The organism is Streptomyces sp. HSG2 (assembly GCF_016598575.1).
Lineage (GTDB): Bacteria > Actinomycetota > Actinomycetes > Streptomycetales > Streptomycetaceae > Streptomyces.
In genome coordinates this window covers 2,333,542-2,351,011 of the sequence record NZ_CP066801.1, presented here as the reverse complement: position 1 = coordinate 2,351,011, position 17,470 = coordinate 2,333,542, and the positions used below count along the sequence as shown (strand labels likewise).

The window sequence follows — 17,470 nt, the reverse complement described above, 5'->3', positions numbered from 1 at the left end:
CTGTCGACCAGGCAGCTCAGGGCAGTGCACCCCCAGCGACCTGGCGCTACGCGGCGCGCACCCCACATCACCGACGGCATTTCCCAACTTTAGGAAGCCGTACGTGGCCGGGCTGTCGAGGCGAAGGGAGTATCGGTGCCGCCCAAGAGGCATCTCACGGCTCGCCGAGTTCGCCTGGGTCTCGAACTGCGCAGGCTACGCGAGGCCACCGGCATGAGAGCCCGGGAAGCCGCGACGCTTCTCGCAGCCGACTCGGTCCAGATGAGCCAGATCGAGTCCGGTGTCGCGGGAGTGAGCGCCGAACGGGTACGTCGCCTCGCCGCCCTATACGCCTGCCCGGACGAGGCGTTGGTCGAGGCACTGGCCTCAATGGCGACCGATCGCACGCAAGGGTGGTGGGAGGCGTACCGGGGTGTGCTACCTCCGGTCTTCATGGACACCGCAGAGGTCGAGCACCATGCGGCCTACCTGCGCGAGATCGTTGTCACGCACGTCCCGGGCCTTCTCCAGACCGCCGACTACGCCCGAGCCGTCTACACGTTCATGATGCCGGGCCTGCCCGAGAACGAGGTGGACCCAAGGGTCGAGCATCGAATGAGGCGCCAGGACAACGTGTTCGGGGACCGGGCCACACCATACGAGACGATCGTCCACGAATTCGCCCTCCGTGTCCGAGTGACCGACCGTCGGGGGAGCCTCGCGCAGCTACGTCGGCTTCTCGACGTGACCGAGGAAGGGAGCGCCGTCGTTCGCGTCATCCCGGTCGACCAGGACGGGTTCGCGGGGGCCGGTGCGTCCATGCTGTACGCGGGTGGGCCCGTACCTCGCCTGGACACGGTACTTCGGGACGCGCCGACCGGCACCGCCTTCGTCAGCTCCGAGGCCGACTTGGGGCAACTTCGCACGCTCTTCCGCAGAGTGGCGAACGCGTCACTCGGTCCCGTGGCGTCACGAGACCTCATCCACCGTCTGGCGAAGGAACTGTGAGGCAAGCCATGACCGAGGCCCCGCCCTGGCGGAAGTCGTCCTACTCGGACGGCGGGAACGGCAACACCTGCGTCGAGGTGGCGGAGGTGGCGCCCACCCGTATGGCCATCCGCGACACCAAGACCCCCGATCGGGGCGTCCTGTCCGTCACCGCCACCGCCTTCACCGCGTTCGTCGGTCACGTCAAGGCATCGCACCGCGCGCGGCGAGGCGTCCGGTGGAGCGCGGCACCGAGCCCCGCGGCGGACACCACCGTCAGGGGTCGGCCTCCCGTGCCGGAGGCCGGGGACCGGGACGTGCCCCACCCGGCTTCGACGACCGGGCCGGCGGTCTGAGGACGGTCTCCGACAGCCGCCGGACGGCTCCTCGACCGAGCCGTGCCGGAGGAATCGCCCCCTCCGGCTCGCCACGACCGCGGAGTTCCACCGCCGGCGGGGCTCGCGTTGGGGGCTCATGTCCGGTCTCTCTGAACCTGAGGCAGGGCAGCGCTCTGACCTGCCTCAGGTTGAGCGAGATCTCGGGCGCCCACCTGTCTCGCTCAAGGTGAGGCACCGGTGTCCCATCGCTGTGCTATCCAAGGGCAGTGACGACTTCCAAGATCTCCAGTAGGCCCTTCGACGCGGTGCTGTGCGACCTCGACAACGTGATCCGCTTCTATGACACGACGGAGCTGGCAAGCCTCGAACGTAGTGCGGGGCTTGCGGAAGGGTCGACCGAGAGCGTGGCATACGCGCCGGAGATAGACCTTCCACTGCTTCGCGGTGAGATCACCAAGGAGCAGTGGGTGGAGTCCATCGCGGTCGGCCTCGCAGGGCAGGTGCCGGAGACCCAGGCGCGTGAGCTGGGGACAGCGCTCGCCAAAGCGCCCTTCTGGGCGGACGACATTGTGGTCGCCATGCTTCGGCAGGTGCGGATGCACGTGCCCTTGGTGCTGGTGACCAATGCGACCGTGGAGCTGGAGGACGACTTGGCGTCGCTGGGTCTGGCGGATTTCGCTGACCACGTCATCAGCAGTGCCCGGGTGGGGGTGGCCAAGCCGGACCGGAAGATCTATGAGATCGCGGCCAGTCAGGTGGGCGTTGCCATGAATCGGTGCCTCTTTGTGGATGACCGGTTTGAGAATGTCGAAGCCGCAGTCGGGCTCGGGATGACCGGTCTGCACTATCGCGAACCTGCCGATCTGCGTGAGCCATTGGGCGTATTGCTGGGCGGCTGAGATAGGCTGGCACCCGTTTGTCTCGCCTGATGCGAGGTTGTGATGTATTTGGCCGTGGCTTCGACGAGCGAGTTGAACTTGCTGCGGATCCACTGAACCGCCCCGGGTTCGGTAGAGATCTCAGATTGTGGTGATGACCTGGGGTTTCATGAGTTCGGTGTAGTAGTTGGCTTCGCATTCGACGGGTGGGATGTGGCCTATCTCACCGTGGAGTCGTCGGTGGTTGTACCAGTCGACCCACTCGGCGGTGGCGAGCTCGACGTCGGACAGCGTCTTCCATGGCCGTCGGGGTTTGATCAGCTCGGTCTTGAACAGGCCGATCGTGCTCTCCATCAGGGCGTTGTCGTAGGCGTCTCCGACCGATCCGATCGAGGCGGCGATGCCGGCGGCGTCCAGATGTTCCTGGGTTCGACGTAATTCGAGGGTCCTGGAGGCTCTTGCGGGCTGAAGGTGCAGGTCATCGGGGCGCGGACGGCGCAAACGGCTGGAATGGCCTAGAGACACGACTTTCTTGATTCACCTGTGTTGGCCTGCTACTTCGGCCTATCGTCTGGATCCATGTACGTGAGGACGACGAAGCGGGAGAACAAGTCCGGCACGGTCCGGTACCTGCATCTGGCCCACAACGAGTGGGATCCGGTGAAGGGGCGGGCGGTGCCGAAGGTGCTGTTCACCTTCGGCCGCGAGGACGACCTGGACCGCGAGGCGGTCAGGCGTCTGGTCATGTCTCTATCGAAGCTGCTGGAGCCGGGCGACGCGCTGGCCGCAACCGCGGCGTCGGACCTGGAGTTCGTCTCCTCGGTGCCGTTCGGCGGCGCCTATGTGCTCGACCAGCTGTGGCGCCGGCTGCGGATCGACCAGATCGTGGGCCGGGTCGGGCAGCCCAAGCGAGGCCGGCGCCGGTACATGACCGCGACCGAGCGGGTGCTGTTCGCCCTGGTCGCCAACCGGGCGCTGGCCCCGTCGTCGAAGCTCGCGGCGGCGGAGTGGATCACGAACGACGTGCACATCGACGGCCTGGCCGAGACCGGCGAACAGCCCTGCTACCGGGCGATGGACTGGCTGCACGAGGTGCAGGACGACTTGGAGAAGCAGGTGTTCGACGAGGTCGCGAACCTGCTGAACCTGGAGGTCGACCTGCTGTTCTTCGATACCACCAGCACCTACTTCGAACTGGAGGAGCCCGACGAGCCCCTCGCCCGCAACGACGCGGGCCGGCGCCTGGACGCCGACGATGTGGACGACAACGAGGCCAGGCAGGCCGGGTTTCGGACCTACGGCAAGTCGAAGGACTCCCGCGACGACCTGCCGCAGATCGTGATCGGCATGGCCGTCACCAGGGACGGCATCCCGGTCCGCTGCTGGTGCTGGCCGGGCAACACCTCCGACCAGACGCTGATCCGGCAGGTCAAGGACGAGATGCGGGACTGGACCCTGTCCAAGATCGTGTGGGTGGCAGACCGCGGTTTCTCCTCCGCCGCCAACCGCCGCTACCTGCGCAAGGGCGACCACGCCTACATCATCGGCGAGAAGCTCCGCTCCGGAAGTCCCGAGGTGCAGGCCGCCCTGTTCCGCCAGGGCCGCTACCAGGACGTCGGCGAGAACATGCGCGTCAAGGAGGTGCGGATATCCGACACCGACCGGTTCGTCATCTGCCACAACCCTGAAGCGGCCGAGCGTGACCGGCACATGCGCGAACAACTCGTCGCCCAGCTGGCCGGCTTGATCGCCGACACCGACAAGCTCAGCGACTTCAAGCGGGGTGAACTACGCGGGAAGATCGCCGACAAGCCCGGCCTGAACCGCTACCTTCGCGCTACCCCGGCCGGCAAGCTCCGCGTCGACCAGGCGAAGATCAAGGCGGAGGAGAACCTCGACGGGAAGTACCTCCTGCGCTGCTCGGACCCCCACCTGAGCGCCGAGGACATCGCGCTGGGCTACAAGCAACTGCTCGAAGTCGAGCGCGGCTGGCGCGACATGAAGCAGATCATCGACCTGCGGCCCGTCTACCACCGCCTCGAAGAACGCATCCGAGCCCACGTCATCCTCTGCTGGCTCGCCCTCCTCCTCATCCGGATCACCGAGACCACCACCGGCAAGACCTGGCCGCACATCCGACGCGAACTCGACCGCCTCCATCTGGGCACCTTCACCGGCCGCACCGGCACGTTCCAGCAGGTCACCACCCTGACCAAGCCTCAGCGCGACCTACTCGCGAAGCTGGACATCCCCGCCCCCAAGCAGGTCGTCTCACTTCAGCCCACACCTCGCTGACCAGCGAGAACACCACCGCCTAGAGACACGCCCTCCAGGCGGACACACGCATGTCCACCCAGGTCAGGCCCCAGATTCGCCTCTCCAGACTGCCGAATTACGTCGAACCCGGGATGTTCGGCGAGCCGGAAACTCGTGTATTGCGACCCGGCGTCGGAATGATGGATCAACTCTCCGGGCCGGACGGGCTGTTGGTCGCGGTCGCGTTGCCAGACCGCCATCTCCAGGGCGTCCAGCACGAAGACCGTCTCCTTCACGGTCGCGGCGGACCAGCCGACGATCCGACGGGAGAAGGTGTCCACGACGAACGCGACGTAGACGACACCGGCCCAGGTCTTCACGTGGGTGAAGTCCGCGACCCAGCACCGGTTCGGGGCGTCGGCGACGAAGTCGCGGTCGACCAGATCGGGGGCCCGCTCGGCCTGGCCGCCGGGGATCGTGGTGATGACGCGCTTGCCGCGCACCGCGCCCTGGATACCGAGCTCGCGCATCAGGCGCTCGACGGTGCAGCGGGCCACGGCATGCCCCTGCCGGTTCAGCTCGCGCCAGATCTTCCTCGCGCCGTAGACGCGGTAGTTGGACGTGTAGACCTCCTGGATCCGCTCCTTGAGAACCTCGTCGCGCACGGAACGGGCCGAAGGAGTTTCGAGGCGTTTCTTGCAGGCGTAGTACGTGGAAGGGGCGATCTTGCAGTCATGCTCGGTGAGCGTTCTGCAGATCGGCTCGACCCCGCCGAAGCGGTCCCGGTGCTCGTCGATGAACGCTACGAGCGTGAGTGTGGCCGGTCGAGCTCGGCCGCGAAGAAACTCGCCGCCGCCTTCAGGATCTCGTTGGCCCGCTTCAACTCGGCGTTCTCCTTCTTCAACGCCTTGAGCTGGGCGGACTCCTCCGTCGTTGTCCCCGGACGTGTCCCCGCGTCGATCTCGTGCTGTTTCACCCAGTTCCGCAGTGTCTCGCGGGAACCGATGCCGAGCTTGTCCACGACTGCCTGCAAGGCGGCCGTCTCGTTCGGGTGGCCGTCGCGCACTTCGGCGACCATGCGCACCGCACGACGGCGGAGCTCAAGCGGGTAACGGGAGGGTCGTGCCATGACTCAATCCTTACATGGAACGGAGCCTCCACTTCACCCGGGGCGGTTCACACGGTCCTGTGGTGGTGCGGGGCCGGTAGTCCAGCTGGAAGGACTGCTCGAATATGGCGTAGGTGTCGCCGGTGATGTGGGCCGCTTTGCGCTCAGCCTGGATCCACCGCGTGAATTCTCGTCTCCGGTATCCGGCGGGCTCGGGGTGATCTTTCGGGGTGCGGGCAGCACGATGGGCCGGGTGGCCGTCCGGTGCGGGGTCTCCGAGGTTTTTCAGGTCGTGGGTGGTCAGGTCGGCTGCGTGGTTCAGGTGAGCATGCGCTGGCCGGTGGCGGTCCACAGGTCGGTGAAGTCGTCACACCAGCGCCAGCGTTCGGGCAGGTGGAGGGTGAGGCGGCGGGCTCCGGTGGCGATCCGGGCGGGGATGTTGATGAGGTGGCGGCGGATGGTGCCGGTCCTCGCCTTGGCGTGGAAGGCGGAGGCGAGGTGGCCGCTCGCACGGGTGAGGTTGTAGGCGGTGGCGGCCAGGGTCAACCAGGCGGCGTTCGCGGTGAACTTCCCCGAGGGCAGGTGGGCGAGGGCGGAGTCTTCCAGGTCGGCGAAGACCTGCTCGATGACGGCGTGTTCGCGGTGCATCGGCTCGGCCTGAGCGAGGACGAAGGGGCTGTCGGTGAAGATCACATGGTGGCGCCAGACCCCGAACAGTTCGGCCTGGCCGGCGGGCACGCCGGTGGGGTTCAGCCGCTTCACGCGGCGCACGATGAGCCGTGCGGTGGTGTGGAACGCCTTCTTCTTGCTGGTGAACGCGGTGAAGGGGATCTCGGTGATCTCGGCGTCGGAGATCCAGCGTTCCTCCTCGGCGTCCCAGACGGCGCTGGCGTACTTGATCGGCGTCCAAGCGTCCTCGGGGATGCCCGCGATGGCCTCGCGGATGGTCTTCTTGACCGCGACGGCCAGAGAGAACGCGGCGCCGGCCTTGCGGCACACATCGACGACCTTGTGGGAGAAGTACGCCGAGTCCGCGCGGACGACGACTTGGGCGGTGATGCCCATGGCCCGGACCGTGGCCAGTGCCTCGCGCAGCAGACTCGCCGCGCCCTTGCCGGAGCCTGCCGAACCCTTGCGCAGCCTGGTGGCCACGATCACGGGGGCGCAGGTGGACGTCTTCACGGTGACGATCTGGAAGTGCAGCCCGCGCTGCTTGGTGTAGCCGAAGGAGGCGCCCTGCTTGGCAGGGCCGTAGACCTGCTTGACCTTGGAGTCGATGTCCACGAACACCACCTCGTCCCGCTTCGGGATGAGGCCGGTGTGCGCGGCCAGGCGGCAGGTGAACGCCCGTGCAGCGGACTCCAGTTGGCGCACATGCCCCCAGGTGAAGGCACGCAGGAAACTGCCCAGCGTGGAGGGCGCCCGCACCCCGCCGAACAGGCGCGGCAGCCCGCCGTGACGCAGTATGTCCAGGTCGTCGATGCTGTCCGCCCCGGCGACCATGCCGCCCACGATCGACATCGCTTTCGCGTCGGCGGCCGTACCGGCCCCGTTCTTCGCAGTGGTCAGGTGGACCTTCTCGGCCACCAGAGCGGGCAGACCGCACCGCTCGGCCAGCCGGAACGTCGGGACCAGCCCGGCGTGCGCGATCAGGTCAGGGTCGTCGAACGCGGCGAAGAGCTCCGCGGGCCTGTGGGAGACTTTCACTTACGAGGTGCCTTGCTTCGTGGGACTGGTGTGGGCGTAGGAACTCCCATCGTCCCAGGTCAGCAGGCACCTCTTCTCTTTTCATCGCCCGCAGGCCGAGTATCACGCGGTGGATCCAGGCTGAGACTGACCGCGAGTCCGCCGTGGCCTATGTCGGGCCTTGACCCCGGATCCTGGACACCCGAGACACTTGGATCTTGAAGGTCCAGGAGAACGGATGTCCCGTGGTCATGAAGCACTACCCGCCTGAGTTCAAGGCGGACGCGGTCGCGCTGTACGAGTCGCGGCCCGGGGCGACGATCAAGTCGGTCGCCGCTGATCTGGGGGTCAACCCGGAGACGCTGAGGAACTGGATCCGGGCGGCCGGTGCCGCCCGTCCCCGTGGCCGCCGCCCGGAGGGTCCGGCGGTGCCGGAGTCTTCGCTTCAGGCAGAGCTCGCCGCCGCGCGGAAGAAGATCCGCGAGCTGGAGGAGGAACGCGAGCTCCTGCGGAAGGCCGCGAAGTATTTCGCCGGGGAGACGCGCTGGTGAACCGCTTCCAGTTCGTCTGCGACCACCAGCGCCGATACGGCGTGAAGCGGTTGTGCCAGGTCCTGGGCATCGCCCGCTCCAGCTTCTACTACTGGCGCCGGACCGCACCGGACCGGGCGGCCCGCCGGGCGGCCGACGCCCAGCTCGCCGCACGGATCCAAACCGTCCACCGGGAGTCGGACGGCACCTACGGTGTCCCCAGGATCACCGCCGAGCTCCGCGAGGACGGTGAGCGCGTCAACCACAAGCGCGTCGCCCGCCTCATGCGCACTGCCGGTATCGCCGGGACGCGCCTGCGCCGCAGACACCGCACCACGGTCCCGGACCCGGCCGCCGCGAAGGCGCCCGACCTGATCGGCCGGGACTTCACCGCCACGGAGCCGAACACCAGGTATGCCGGCGATATTACGTATCTCCCGCTGGACGGTGGGAAGTTCCTCTATCTCGCCACGGTCATCGACCTCGCCTCGCGCCGCCTGGCCGGATGGGCGCTGGCCGATCACATGCGGACCGAGCTCGTCACCGATGCCCTGGACGCGGCGATACGGACCCGCGGCAGCCTCGCGGGGGCCGTCATGCACAGCGACCACGGGGCGCAATACACCAGTCGGGCCTTCGCCCACGCCTGCTCGAAGGCCGGTGTCCGCCAGTCCATGAGCGCGGTCGGCAGCTCGGCGGACAACGCGCTGGCCGAGTCCTTCAACGCGACGTTCAAGCGGGAAACCCTCCAAGGCCGCAAGAGCTGGTCCAGCGAGCGCGAAGCCCGGCTCGACGCCTTCCGATGGCTGAACCGCTACAACACCCGACGCCGCCACTCACGACTCGGACAACGCAGCCCGATCGCCTACGAGACGGCACTCGCCGCAACATCAACTACGCTGGCTCAAGCCGCATAGCCCGTGTCCAGGATTCGGGGTCAAGGCCCCCGCCGTGCTCTCCCTGGCCCTGGACATCGGCTACTTCGGGAAGCCGGGCCTCTCGCTGCTCTGGTTACCCTTCGAACTGGCCGCGCTGCTCGTGGTCCTGGTGCGCGTGATCCGACGGGTACCCGCCGGCCGCGTGGCGGTCTCCGGCGCTCTCACCGGCGCGGCCGCGCTCCTGCTCCCGCTGCGGTTCACCCTCCACGAGCCGGGCTCGGGGCTCAAGGAGTCGGTTTTCGCGGCGGCACTGACCCTCTTTCCCGTAGTCTGCGCTGCGGGCGTAGGGCTCTACCTGCGTGCCCTGGAGAATCGTCGCATCCGCGCCGTCATACAGGCCAGACGCCAGCAGCGACTCGAGGTCGCCAGTGATCTTCACGACTTCGTCGCCCACGAGGTGACCGGCATCGTCCTGGAGGCCCAGGCAGCCCAGCTGGGAGACCTTGGGCAGCAGGAGTATCGCGAGATCCTCGCCCGGATCGAGAAGGCCGGGCTGCGGGCGTTGGAGTCCATGGACCAGACCGTCACCGCGCTGCGCACGGCGGACGGCGAACGTGGCGAGTCGCCGTCCACCCGCCTCCACGGACTGGCGGACCTCGCCGAACTGGCAGACCGCTTCACCACCATGTCCACCACCAAGGTGCGGTTGTCCATGGCGGAAGGCATCCTCGGCACCCTGTCCCGGGAGGCCGAGGACACGGCCTATCGGGTCGTCGTGGAGTCCCTGACCAACGTGCGCCGTCACGCCGCACGTGCGACCCGAGTGGACATCGTCGTCCGACCCAACGCCGATCATGGTGCGGTCGAGATCACCGTGGCCGACGATGCGGGCCATGGCGCGCCCACCGCCACCCGGCAGGGCGGCGGCACAGGACTGGTCGGCCTCGCCGAACGGGTCAGTGCTCTCGGCGGCAGCCTGGAAGCCGGCCCGCATGACGAAGGCTGGCGGGTCATGTGCCTCCTGCCGACGACGGCGCATCCCTGATCAGATATCTGCCGATCGGCAGATGTGCGGTAGGTCCCGGCTCGGAATCATCTTGGGAGTGCCCTACCCGACACCTCAGGAGGAACCCATGCCGTCAAGGACGACGCGCTCGAAGCGGCCCGCCACCCTCGCCCTGGCGGCGGTCCTCGCCACCACGCTGGGCCTCACCGGCTGCTCCGTGGACGCCTCCTCGGCGACCCCGGAGACGAAGGCCTTCCCGTACACGGGCAAGACCCTGAAGCTGAAGACCCATGAGGTCGCCACCAAAGTGATCACGGCGGACCGGGAGGACATCAAGGTCACTCGCTGGTTCGACTCCAAGGCAGGCAACACGCGCCTGAAGTGGGAGCTCAAGGACGACACCCTTGAGATCGACGCCGGCTGCAGCGGCCTCGCCATCTGCGACGCCAAGTTCGAGGTCGAGGTGCCGAAGGGCATCGCCGTCACCAAGGACGACGTCGAGCTGGAGAAGAAGTGACCGTGCTCGACCTCGTCGGTATCACCAAGGTCTACCGCGGCGGCAAACGCGCCGTCGACGACATGACGTTGAACCTCAAACCCGGCATGTTGGGGCTCCTGGGCCCCAACGGCGCGGGCAAGTCGTCCCTGATGCGCATCGCCGCGACCGTCACCCGGCCGACCAGCGGACAACTCTTCTTCCACGGGGAGGACGCGGTCGCCAGGCCGCAGGCCCTGCGCCAGGCACTCGGCTACCTCCCGCAGGACTTCGGGGTCTACCCCAATCTGACGTCGCGTGAGTTCCTGATGTATCTCGCGGCTGCCAAAGGGCTGTCCGCCAGTTCCGCCAAGGCACGCATTGACGAGCTGCTGGAGCTCGTCAACCTCACCGAAGCCGTGAAGCGCCCGTTGGGGAAGTACTCCGGTGGCATGCTGCGACGGGTCGGCATCGCCCAGGTGCTCCTCGCCGACCCACAGGTGATCATCGTGGACGAGCCCACCGCCGGGCTCGACCCGGAGGAGCGGGTCAGGTTCCGCAATCTGCTCAGCGACCTGGCCGCTGACAGGGTCGTGCTGCTCTCCACCCACATCGTCTCCGACATCGAGTCCGTGGCGTCCGACATCGCGGTCGTCTCGAACGGCCGCCTGCGGACCCGCGGCACCCCCGAGGCCCTGCTGCGCTCGGCCGACGGACGGGTGTGGGAGGTGCTGGTCGATCCCGGCTCCGTACCGCTGATTCAGTCGCGGTACACGGTCATCCGGATGGTGCGTACCACCGAGGGCGTACGGATACGCCTCCTCGCGCAAGAAAGGCCGTATGAGGGAGCGGTGCCACTGACGCCCGACCTGGAGGATGCCTACCTCACCGTCATCCGAGGGGCATCCGGTGAGGAGGGAACGCCGAGCTTCGGCGAGCGGCGGCTGCAGCACAAAGCACGGGCGGTGTGAACCCGATGATACGAATGCTCACCGGACTCGCCGTCGCCGACTTCCGTGACCGCGTGCGCCGACCGGCGTACGTGGTGATCCTCGGCGCGGCCGTCCTTCTCGGCTACGTCGCGGTGCCCAGTCCGGACGCCAAGTGGATGATCATGCAGGTGGGGGACCACCGCGGCATCTACAACAGCGCGTACGTCGGCATGGTGACGGCGCTGGCCAGCGGACTGTGGATCACTCTTGGCGGCTTCTACATCGTCCGCAACTCCATCGAGCGTGATCGCGCGACGAGGGTGGGGCAGCAGCTCGCCGCGACACCACTGCGCACCTCGGCGTATATGGCCGGGAAGTTCCTCAGCAATCTCATGCTGCTGTCCTCGATGCTGGGGGTGCTCGCGCTCACAGCCCTGGTGATGCAGCTGGCGCGCGGGGAGTCCAGACAAGTCGACCTTGTCGCGCTCTGGCAGCCCTTCCTGCTCATCGCGCTGCCCCTGGTGGCGGTGACGGCGGCGCTCGCCCTCCTCTTCGAATCGCTACCCCTGCTGCGCACGGGGCTCGGTAACGTGGTCTGGTTCTGTGCCTGGCTCGTCATCGCGACCGCCGGCCAGGGGCCCGGACTGCCGCTGGACGGCATCGGCGTGAACAGCGTCGTCAAAGCGATGTACGCCGACATGGTCGCGCAGGGGGTCGATGTCAGCGGGGAGTTCAGCCTCGGCCTCACCTACCTGGACAAGCCGCTTGAGCTGTTCACGTGGGACGGGTTCACTCCGACCGCGGACTATGTGCTGGGCCGGGTGACGATGCTTCTGATCGCCGTGGCCATCGCCCTGCTGCCCGCCCTGTGGTTCGGCCGTTTCGACCCCGCTCGTGTCCTGCAGGGCCAGGGGAGGTTCTCTGGTATGCCGGGCATCGCCGACCAGGGCGAAGACCCTGCGGGTGTGAGTCAGCCAGCCGTCATCGACGAGGTACCTCACCTGGCCGGTCCGTCCCGGCCGGACGTCGCGGCCGTGCTGCGCACCAGCCCTGAGCCGGGCCCCGTCGCGCTGCGTATGTGGGCCGGCGAGGTCAGGGTCCTTCTGCAGGGTGTGCGTTGGTGGTGGTGGCTGGGCGCGGCGGTGATTCTGGTCGCGGGGCTCTCCGCACCTCTCGACGGCGTCACTCGGGTCATGCTGCCGCTGGCCTGGATCTGGCCCGTGCTGATCTGGTCGCGCCTCGGCACCCAGCGCCACGAACACGGGCCTTGACCCCGAATCCTGGACACGGGCTATGCGGCTTGAGCCAGCGTAGTTGATGTTGCGGCGAGTGCCGTCTCGTAGGCGATCGGGCTGCGTTGTCCGAGTCGTGAGTGGCGGCGTCGGGTGTTGTAGCGGTTCAGCCATCGGAAGGCGTCGAGCCGGGCTTCGCGCTCGCTGGACCAGCTCTTGCGGCCTTGGAGGGTTTCCCGCTTGAACGTCGCGTTGAAGGACTCGGCCAGCGCGTTGTCCGCCGAGCTGCCGACCGCGCTCATGGACTGGCGGACACCGGCCTTCGCGCAGGCGTGGGCGAAGGCCCGACTGGTGTATTGCGCCCCGTGGTCGCTGTGCATGACGGCCCCGCGAGGCTGCCGCGGGTCCGTATCGCCGCGTCCAGGGCATCGGTGACGAGCTCGGTCCGCATGTGATCGGCCAGCGCCCATCCGGCCAGGCGGCGCGAGGCGAGGTCGATGACCGTGGCGAGATAGAGGAACTTCCCACCGTCCAGCGGGAGATACGTAATATCGCCGGCATACCTGGTGTTCGGCTCCGTGGCGGTGAAGTCCCGGCCGATCAGGTCGGGCGCCTTCGCGGCGGCCGGGTCCGGGACCGTGGTGCGGTGTCTGCGGCGCAGGCGCGTCCCGGCGATACCGGCAGTGCGCATGAGGCGGGCGACGCGCTTGTGGTTGACGCGCTCACCGTCCTCGCGGAGCTCGGCGGTGATCCTGGGGACACCGTAGGTGCCTTCCGACTCCCGGTGGACGGTTTGGATCCGTGCGGCGAGCTGGGCGTCGGCCGCCCGGCGGGCCGCCCGGTCCGGTGCGGTCCGGCGCCAGTAGTAGAAGCTGGAGCGGGCGATGCCCAGGACCTGGCACAACCGCTTCACGCCGTATCGGCGCTGGTGGTCGCAGACGAACTGGAAGCGGTTCACCAGCGCGTCTCCCCGGCGAAATACTTCGCGGCCTTCCGCAGGAGCTCGCGTTCCTCCTCCAGCTCGCGGATCTTCTTCCGCGCGGCGGCGAGCTCTGCCTGAAGCGAAGACTCCGGCACCGCCGGACCCTCCGGGCGGCGGCCACGGGGACGGGCGGCACCGGCCGCCCGGATCCAGTTCCTCAGCGTCTCCGGGTTGACCCCCAGATCAGCGGCGACCGACTTGATCGTCGCCCCGGGCCGCGACTCGTACAGCGCGACCGCGTCCGCCTTGAACTCAGGCGGGTAGTGCTTCATGACCACGGGACATCCGTTCTCCTGGACCTTCAAGATCCAAGTGTCTCGGGTGTCCAGGATCCGGGGTCAAGGCCCCACGGTGTGGAGGGCATACTCGGCGCCTACCCCGCGGTACGCCGCCGGGTCGCCGCGGAGTGGGGCGCGGGCTTCGCGCTGACGGCCGTGGTCGGTGCCGGACCCCTCGTACGTCTGGTGATGGCGGCTGAATGGACGGGCGTGGCCGCCTGGGTCGGCGGTGCCATGTTCATCCCGTCGCTGGCGCTGGCTCTGGGCATACTGAGCCGCACGCACCGCCTCTTTCAGGCGATCTACCTGCCGCTCTGGTACACGGTGGCCAATGGTCTGCCTGTCTTCGACTACATGGGCGCGCTACGCGCCAGCCGCGACATGGCAGATATCCAGCCCGTGATGACGGTCCTGGTCTCAGCGGCTTTGCTCGTCATGGTCTTCATGACGAACGTGCTGCGCCGGTTCAGCCGGGACTGAATTCCGCGAGGGAGGAGTGCGCATGATGGCGGAAGACCAGGACAAGCGGACCGTCCCCGCAGGACCAGCCGAGCGCAGGATCGCGGAACTGGAGAACGAGGTCCTGGAGCTCACGTACGCGAACCGGATCCTGATGTCCGTGGCGACGTACTTCGCGAACAGCGACGCACCCGCGCGGGAGAACCGCGACGACGGGGGCCTTGCGCCGGACTCGTCCGAGGAACGATAGCGCGCATCACGAGGGACGCATGAGGCGTTGCGGATCCACGCATCGCGCGATGCCGGCCATAAGGGCCATAACGGGGGTGATCCACACAGCGCAGGTCGACAGCTCAGTGATGACTGGGAGTGCAACGTATGCGACCGTCACGGCGATGGGAATTCGGTGGGGCTCTTCTGATGGCGCTTGCGACAACGCTGGTCGCGGCGTGTGTCCATGCGGACTCCGGGCCCGGATCCGGAGTGCCCCTTCGCGGGATGACCGGGGCCGCGCACTGGACAGCCTCCTGGGGAGCGGCGGTACAACCGGCCCACGAGGAGCCGTCGGATCCCGACGGCGACTGGTCCCGACAAGGCTTCGCCAACGAGACCGTGCGGCAGGTCGTCCGGCTCAGCGTTGGCGGCACGAAGATCCGCATCCGCCTCTCCAACGCGTACGGCACCAGGCCCCTGCGGATCGCCGGCGGCACGGTGGCCAGGTCGGACGGCGGTGCCAAGGCGCGGCCCGGCACCTTGCGCGCTCTCACGTTCGGAGGCTCGCCGTCCACGACCGTCCCCGTCGGCCGGGACGTCACCACCGACGAGCTCCTCTTCCCAACCGCCAACCGCGAGGAGCTGGCCGTGAGCCTGCGCTTCGACACCTCCACCGGGCCCGTCACAATGCACCGCTTCACCACAGCGACGTCCTACCGCGCACCGGGCGACCACGTGTGGAGTACCGCCGTGGAGGACTTCACCGAGTCCGCCACCCATGCCTGGTACTACCTCACCGCGCTGGACGTTCTCGTTCTCCGACAAGCTCATGGAGCGCCTGGTGGCCTCCCGCAGTCCGCGGGGGATGGTCAACGCGAGCCTCTCCGGAAACAGCCTGCTGTACGACTCCCCCTGCTACGGCCCGAGAGGCACGTCCCGCTTCGAACGGGAGCTGCGCGACCGCACTGCCATCGGCACCGTCTTCATCCACCTCGGCGCCAACGACATCGCCATGGCAGCTGAGGGCGACACGTGCCTGAAGAACCACCGGCCCGTGACGGTCGAACAGCTCATCACCGGCCACCGCGAGCTCATCAGGGTTGCCCACGCCCACGGCGTCAAAGCCATCGGCGTCACCATCCTGCCCGTCCTGGGAGCGGTGTTCCCCTTCACCGACGACGCCGGTGACCAGGTCCGTCAGCGGCTGAACCACTGGATCCGCACGAGTGGCGAGTACGACGAAGTGGTGGACGCCGAACGGGCGATGTCCGATCCGAGCACCCCCAACCGCTCCCGTCCCGGCTACCTCTCTGAGGACGGTCTCCATCCGAGCGACGCTGGCTACCTGGCGAGCTCTTCGGAGGTCGACCTGAGCATCCTCTGAGAAGCCACGGTGTCCGCTTCACAGACAGCCCCGGCCAGGGAAATCCCCCGTACCTGGTCGGGGCGCGCCTTTCCGCTGCCACAGGGCCATCTCAGTGTTTTCCTGAAGGCGGACGTCACGGTCGGCCGTCCCCGGCTTCAGCTCGATCGACCACCACGAGGCGGCCCGTGGCGTCCAGTCCCAGGACGTCCAGCCGGTCCCGTGCCGGAACCCCGTCCATGCCGGCCCACCGGTCGAACTCCGCGGTGATGACCGGTACCGAGTCGCCGAGGATCCACGGGTTGTCGATCACCCACTCCTGGAGGTGTTCCCGTTCGAGCAGCCCTTCCGCAGCCAGCCCGGTAGGTGAGACCGGTGTCGCCGTCGGACCCGAAACAGTGAAGAGATGATCCACTCCGCCCCCCGTCCGCCCGGCGGCGTCAGGCCGGTCGCTCAGAGCCTGTGGCGTGTATGGATCCCGGCGCAGTCCATCGCGCCCTGCTTCTGGGACCCCGGCCTGTTCCCGGGAGCCGAGCGGGAGCCGGATTCCGAGGTCGGCTCCCAAACGGCTCCCAAGGCGACCCCGGAAACCACTCAGGGGCATGATCCACTGAGTGAATCATGCCCCTGACCTGGTCTTACGAATGTCGGGGTGGCGGGATTTGAACCCACGACCTCTTCGTCCCGAACGAAGCGCGCTACCAAGCTGCGCCACACCCCGAGTGTCGCCGCCCTCGCGGCGACGTCGATTACTCTAGCCCACCGCCGGCCGGAGGCGAAATCCGTTGGAGGTCGGCGCCGTGGCCGGGCCGGCGTGGGTGCTCAGGCGTCGGCGCGGAGGGCGGAGGCTCGTCTACGCGGTGGTTTCCGCCAGGGTCAGCAAGGTCGCCTCGGGGGGGCAGGCGAAGCGCACCGGCGTGTAGCGGTTGGTTCCGCAGCCCGCCGAGACGTGCAGGTAGGAGGTGTGGTCGTGCGTCGTGTGGGTGGACAGGCCGCGGGCGCGGCCCGTGTCCAGGTCGCAGTTGGTGACCAGCGCACCGCGAAAGGGGACGCGTAGTTGTCCGCCGTGGGTGTGGCCGGCGAGGACGAGGGGGTAGCCGTCCCCGGTGTAGGCGTCGAGGACCCTGAGATAGGGGGCGTGGACGACGCCGATCGACAGGTCGGCGTCGGTGGACGGGCCTCCGGCCACCCGCGCGTACTGGTCCCGCCTGATGTGGGGGTCGTCCAAGCCGGTCAGCTCGATCGTGGAGCCGTCGACCTTGAGGTTGCCGCGAGCGTTGGTCAGGTCGAGCCAACCGGCGGCCTCGAAGCCGTCCCGCAGTTCCTCCCACGGGTTGTGGATCACGTCCACGGCGGGCGGGTTTCCGTTCAGGCCGTGCCGGCCTCGGGCCTTCTCGACCAGGTAGCGGGCGGGGTTGCGCAGTCGGGGACCGTAGTAGTCGTTGGAGCCGAAGACGTACGCGCCGGGGAACTCCATCAGGGGGCCGAGCGCGTCCAGGACCTCCGGTACCGCTTCCGGGTCGGAGAGATTGTCGCCTGTGTCGACCACGAAGTCGGGGCGGAGGCCCGCCAGGGAGCGCAGCCAGCGCTGTTTCTTGCGCTGGCCGCCCACCATGTGGATGTCGGAGACCTGCAGGACCCGCAGGGGACGGGACCCGGCCGGCAGGATGGGCACGGTCACCCGTCGCAGGCGGAAGGACCGGGCTTCGAAGCCCGCCCCGTAGGCCAGAACGGCGGCGCCCGCCGCCGTGAGGGACAAGGGCACTCCGTATCGCGCGCGCATGTGTCCATCCTGGCAGACGGCGGCGTCTTCGGTCCCCGGCGGCCGGCGTGGTGCCGACAGGTCGTAGCGCCGCGCGTGGTCGCGTAGTTCGGTCGCGCGCACGGCCG

The 17,470-nt window shown here is 68.1% G+C and carries 17 protein-coding genes, 1 tRNA gene and 2 pseudogenes; 12 read left to right on the top strand and 8 right to left on the bottom strand.

The window, feature by feature from the left end; translation table 11 throughout:
• Nucleotides 1–135 precede the first annotated feature (135 nt).
• The 3 genes from JEK78_RS09735 to JEK78_RS09725 all read left to right on the top strand — a co-directional run bounded on the left by JEK78_RS09735 (nucleotide 136) and on the right by JEK78_RS09725 (nucleotide 2,203).
• Entirely contained in the window at nucleotides 136–987 is an 852-nt protein-coding gene (locus tag JEK78_RS09735; RefSeq protein ID WP_200263691.1) for a DUF5753 domain-containing protein, read from the top strand.
• An 8-nt stretch (nucleotides 988–995) separates the two neighbouring features.
• The gene (locus JEK78_RS23775) at nucleotides 996–1,322 is read left to right on the top strand and encodes a DUF397 domain-containing protein (protein ID WP_200263690.1); all 327 of its coding nucleotides are present in this window, start codon (nucleotides 996–998) and stop codon (nucleotides 1,320–1,322) included.
• Between the two features lie 248 nt (nucleotides 1,323–1,570).
• Nucleotides 1,571–2,203 carry an HAD-IA family hydrolase gene (locus JEK78_RS09725; RefSeq protein WP_242483326.1) on the top strand — a complete coding sequence of 211 codons (633 nt, stop codon included), beginning with the start codon at nucleotides 1,571–1,573 and terminating at the stop codon, nucleotides 2,201–2,203.
• 120 nt (nucleotides 2,204–2,323) lie between these two features.
• On the opposite strand, the pseudogene JEK78_RS09720 reads toward JEK78_RS09725, so the two are convergent.
• Nucleotides 2,324–2,575, bottom strand: a pseudogene (locus tag JEK78_RS09720) (integrase core domain-containing protein); the annotation flags it as partial.
• Between the two features lie 186 nt (nucleotides 2,576–2,761).
• Between JEK78_RS09720 and JEK78_RS09715 the strand changes: the two are divergent.
• Nucleotides 2,762–4,477, top strand: a complete 1,716-nt coding sequence (locus JEK78_RS09715; RefSeq protein WP_200263688.1) for an IS1634 family transposase — start codon at nucleotides 2,762–2,764, stop codon at nucleotides 4,475–4,477.
• Here the strand turns inward: JEK78_RS09715 and JEK78_RS09710 are convergent.
• The 3 genes from JEK78_RS09710 to JEK78_RS09700 form a co-directional block, all read right to left on the bottom strand.
• Nucleotides 4,459–5,235: an IS3 family transposase gene (locus JEK78_RS09710; RefSeq protein WP_242483386.1), complete on the bottom strand. Its 777-nt coding sequence runs from the start codon at nucleotides 5,233–5,235 to the stop codon at nucleotides 4,459–4,461. The genes JEK78_RS09715 and JEK78_RS09710 overlap by 19 nt on opposite strands.
• Nucleotides 5,236–5,240: 5 nt before the next feature.
• The gene (locus tag JEK78_RS09705) at nucleotides 5,241–5,567 is read right to left on the bottom strand and encodes a transposase (RefSeq protein WP_200263686.1); all 327 of its coding nucleotides are present in this window, start codon (nucleotides 5,565–5,567) and stop codon (nucleotides 5,241–5,243) included.
• A gap of 297 nt (nucleotides 5,568–5,864) precedes the next feature.
• Nucleotides 5,865–7,253, bottom strand: a complete 1,389-nt coding sequence (locus JEK78_RS09700; protein ID WP_200261518.1) for an IS1380 family transposase — start codon at nucleotides 7,251–7,253, stop codon at nucleotides 5,865–5,867.
• Between the two features lie 224 nt (nucleotides 7,254–7,477).
• On the opposite strand from JEK78_RS09700, the gene JEK78_RS09695 reads away from it, so the two are divergent.
• The 5 genes from JEK78_RS09695 (at nucleotide 7,478) to JEK78_RS09675 (ending at nucleotide 12,324) form a co-directional block, all read left to right on the top strand.
• Nucleotides 7,478–8,679, top strand: a protein-coding gene (locus tag JEK78_RS09695) for an IS3 family transposase (protein WP_200264077.1) whose coding sequence is annotated in 2 segments (ribosomal slippage) — nucleotides 7,478–7,769 and nucleotides 7,769–8,679 — 1,203 coding nt in all. Because the reading frame shifts where the segments join, the coding sequence is not laid out codon by codon here.
• A 34-nt stretch (nucleotides 8,680–8,713) separates the two neighbouring features.
• A complete protein-coding gene (locus JEK78_RS09690) occupies nucleotides 8,714–9,685 on the top strand; it encodes a histidine kinase (protein WP_200263685.1) in 972 nt (323 codons plus the stop codon).
• A gap of 88 nt (nucleotides 9,686–9,773) precedes the next feature.
• Nucleotides 9,774–10,163, top strand: coding sequence for a hypothetical protein (locus tag JEK78_RS09685; RefSeq protein WP_200263684.1), 390 nt, complete (start codon nucleotides 9,774–9,776; stop codon nucleotides 10,161–10,163).
• 2 nt (nucleotides 10,164–10,165) lie between these two features.
• Nucleotides 10,166–11,092 carry an ABC transporter ATP-binding protein gene (locus tag JEK78_RS09680; protein WP_200264076.1) on the top strand — a complete coding sequence of 309 codons (927 nt, stop codon included), beginning with the start codon at nucleotides 10,166–10,168 and terminating at the stop codon, nucleotides 11,090–11,092.
• A gap of 5 nt (nucleotides 11,093–11,097) precedes the next feature.
• Nucleotides 11,098–12,324 carry a hypothetical protein gene (locus JEK78_RS09675; RefSeq protein WP_200263683.1) on the top strand — a complete coding sequence of 409 codons (1,227 nt, stop codon included), beginning with the start codon at nucleotides 11,098–11,100 and terminating at the stop codon, nucleotides 12,322–12,324.
• Nucleotides 12,325–12,344: 20 nt separating this feature from the next.
• Here JEK78_RS09675 and JEK78_RS09670 read toward each other — a convergent pair.
• Nucleotides 12,345–13,545 (bottom strand): annotated as a pseudogene (locus JEK78_RS09670) (IS3 family transposase).
• A gap of 75 nt (nucleotides 13,546–13,620) precedes the next feature.
• Here JEK78_RS09670 and JEK78_RS09665 point away from each other — a divergent pair.
• The 3 genes from JEK78_RS09665 (at nucleotide 13,621) to JEK78_RS09655 (ending at nucleotide 15,601) form a co-directional block, all read left to right on the top strand.
• Nucleotides 13,621–14,025 carry a hypothetical protein gene (locus JEK78_RS09665; protein WP_200263682.1) on the top strand — a complete coding sequence of 135 codons (405 nt, stop codon included), beginning with the start codon at nucleotides 13,621–13,623 and terminating at the stop codon, nucleotides 14,023–14,025.
• 22 nt (nucleotides 14,026–14,047) lie between these two features.
• A complete protein-coding gene (locus JEK78_RS09660; protein WP_200263681.1) occupies nucleotides 14,048–14,254 on the top strand; it encodes a hypothetical protein in 207 nt (68 codons plus the stop codon).
• 741 nt (nucleotides 14,255–14,995) lie between these two features.
• Nucleotides 14,996–15,601: a GDSL-type esterase/lipase family protein gene (locus JEK78_RS09655; RefSeq protein WP_200263680.1), complete on the top strand. Its 606-nt coding sequence runs from the start codon at nucleotides 14,996–14,998 to the stop codon at nucleotides 15,599–15,601.
• A 115-nt stretch (nucleotides 15,602–15,716) separates the two neighbouring features.
• Here the strand turns inward: JEK78_RS09655 and JEK78_RS23290 are convergent, their stop codons facing one another.
• The 3 genes from JEK78_RS23290 to JEK78_RS09640 all read right to left on the bottom strand — a co-directional run bounded on the left by JEK78_RS23290 (nucleotide 15,717) and on the right by JEK78_RS09640 (nucleotide 17,363).
• Complete coding sequence (locus JEK78_RS23290) at nucleotides 15,717–15,893, bottom strand: hypothetical protein (RefSeq protein WP_242483325.1); 177 nt, start codon at nucleotides 15,891–15,893, stop codon at nucleotides 15,717–15,719.
• Between the two features lie 334 nt (nucleotides 15,894–16,227).
• A tRNA-Pro gene (locus JEK78_RS09645) sits at nucleotides 16,228–16,301 on the bottom strand.
• A gap of 132 nt (nucleotides 16,302–16,433) precedes the next feature.
• On the bottom strand, nucleotides 16,434–17,363 hold the full coding sequence (locus tag JEK78_RS09640) for a metallophosphoesterase (protein ID WP_200263679.1): 930 nt from the start codon (nucleotides 17,361–17,363) through the stop codon (nucleotides 16,434–16,436).
• Between the last annotated feature and the right edge of the window lie 107 nt (nucleotides 17,364–17,470).

Excerpts from the sequence above, each read along its gene's own strand:
- JEK78_RS09660 (WP_200263681.1), top strand. The coding sequence starts at position 14,048 with ATGATGGCGGAAGACCAGGACAAGCGGACCGTCCCCGCAGGACCAGCC.
- JEK78_RS23775 (WP_200263690.1), top strand. The coding sequence starts at position 996 with ATGACCGAGGCCCCGCCCTGGCGGAAGTCGTCCTACTCGGACGGCGGG.
- JEK78_RS09685 (WP_200263684.1), top strand. The coding sequence starts at position 9,774 with ATGCCGTCAAGGACGACGCGCTCGAAGCGGCCCGCCACCCTCGCCCTG.
- JEK78_RS09675 (WP_200263683.1), top strand. The coding sequence starts at position 11,098 with ATGATACGAATGCTCACCGGACTCGCCGTCGCCGACTTCCGTGACCGC.
- JEK78_RS09705 (WP_200263686.1), bottom strand. The coding sequence starts at position 5,567 with ATGGCACGACCCTCCCGTTACCCGCTTGAGCTCCGCCGTCGTGCGGTG.
- JEK78_RS09715 (WP_200263688.1), top strand. The coding sequence starts at position 2,762 with ATGTACGTGAGGACGACGAAGCGGGAGAACAAGTCCGGCACGGTCCGG.
- JEK78_RS09655 (WP_200263680.1), top strand. The coding sequence starts at position 14,996 with ATGCCTGGTACTACCTCACCGCGCTGGACGTTCTCGTTCTCCGACAAG.
- JEK78_RS09640 (WP_200263679.1), bottom strand. The coding sequence starts at position 17,363 with ATGCGCGCGCGATACGGAGTGCCCTTGTCCCTCACGGCGGCGGGCGCC.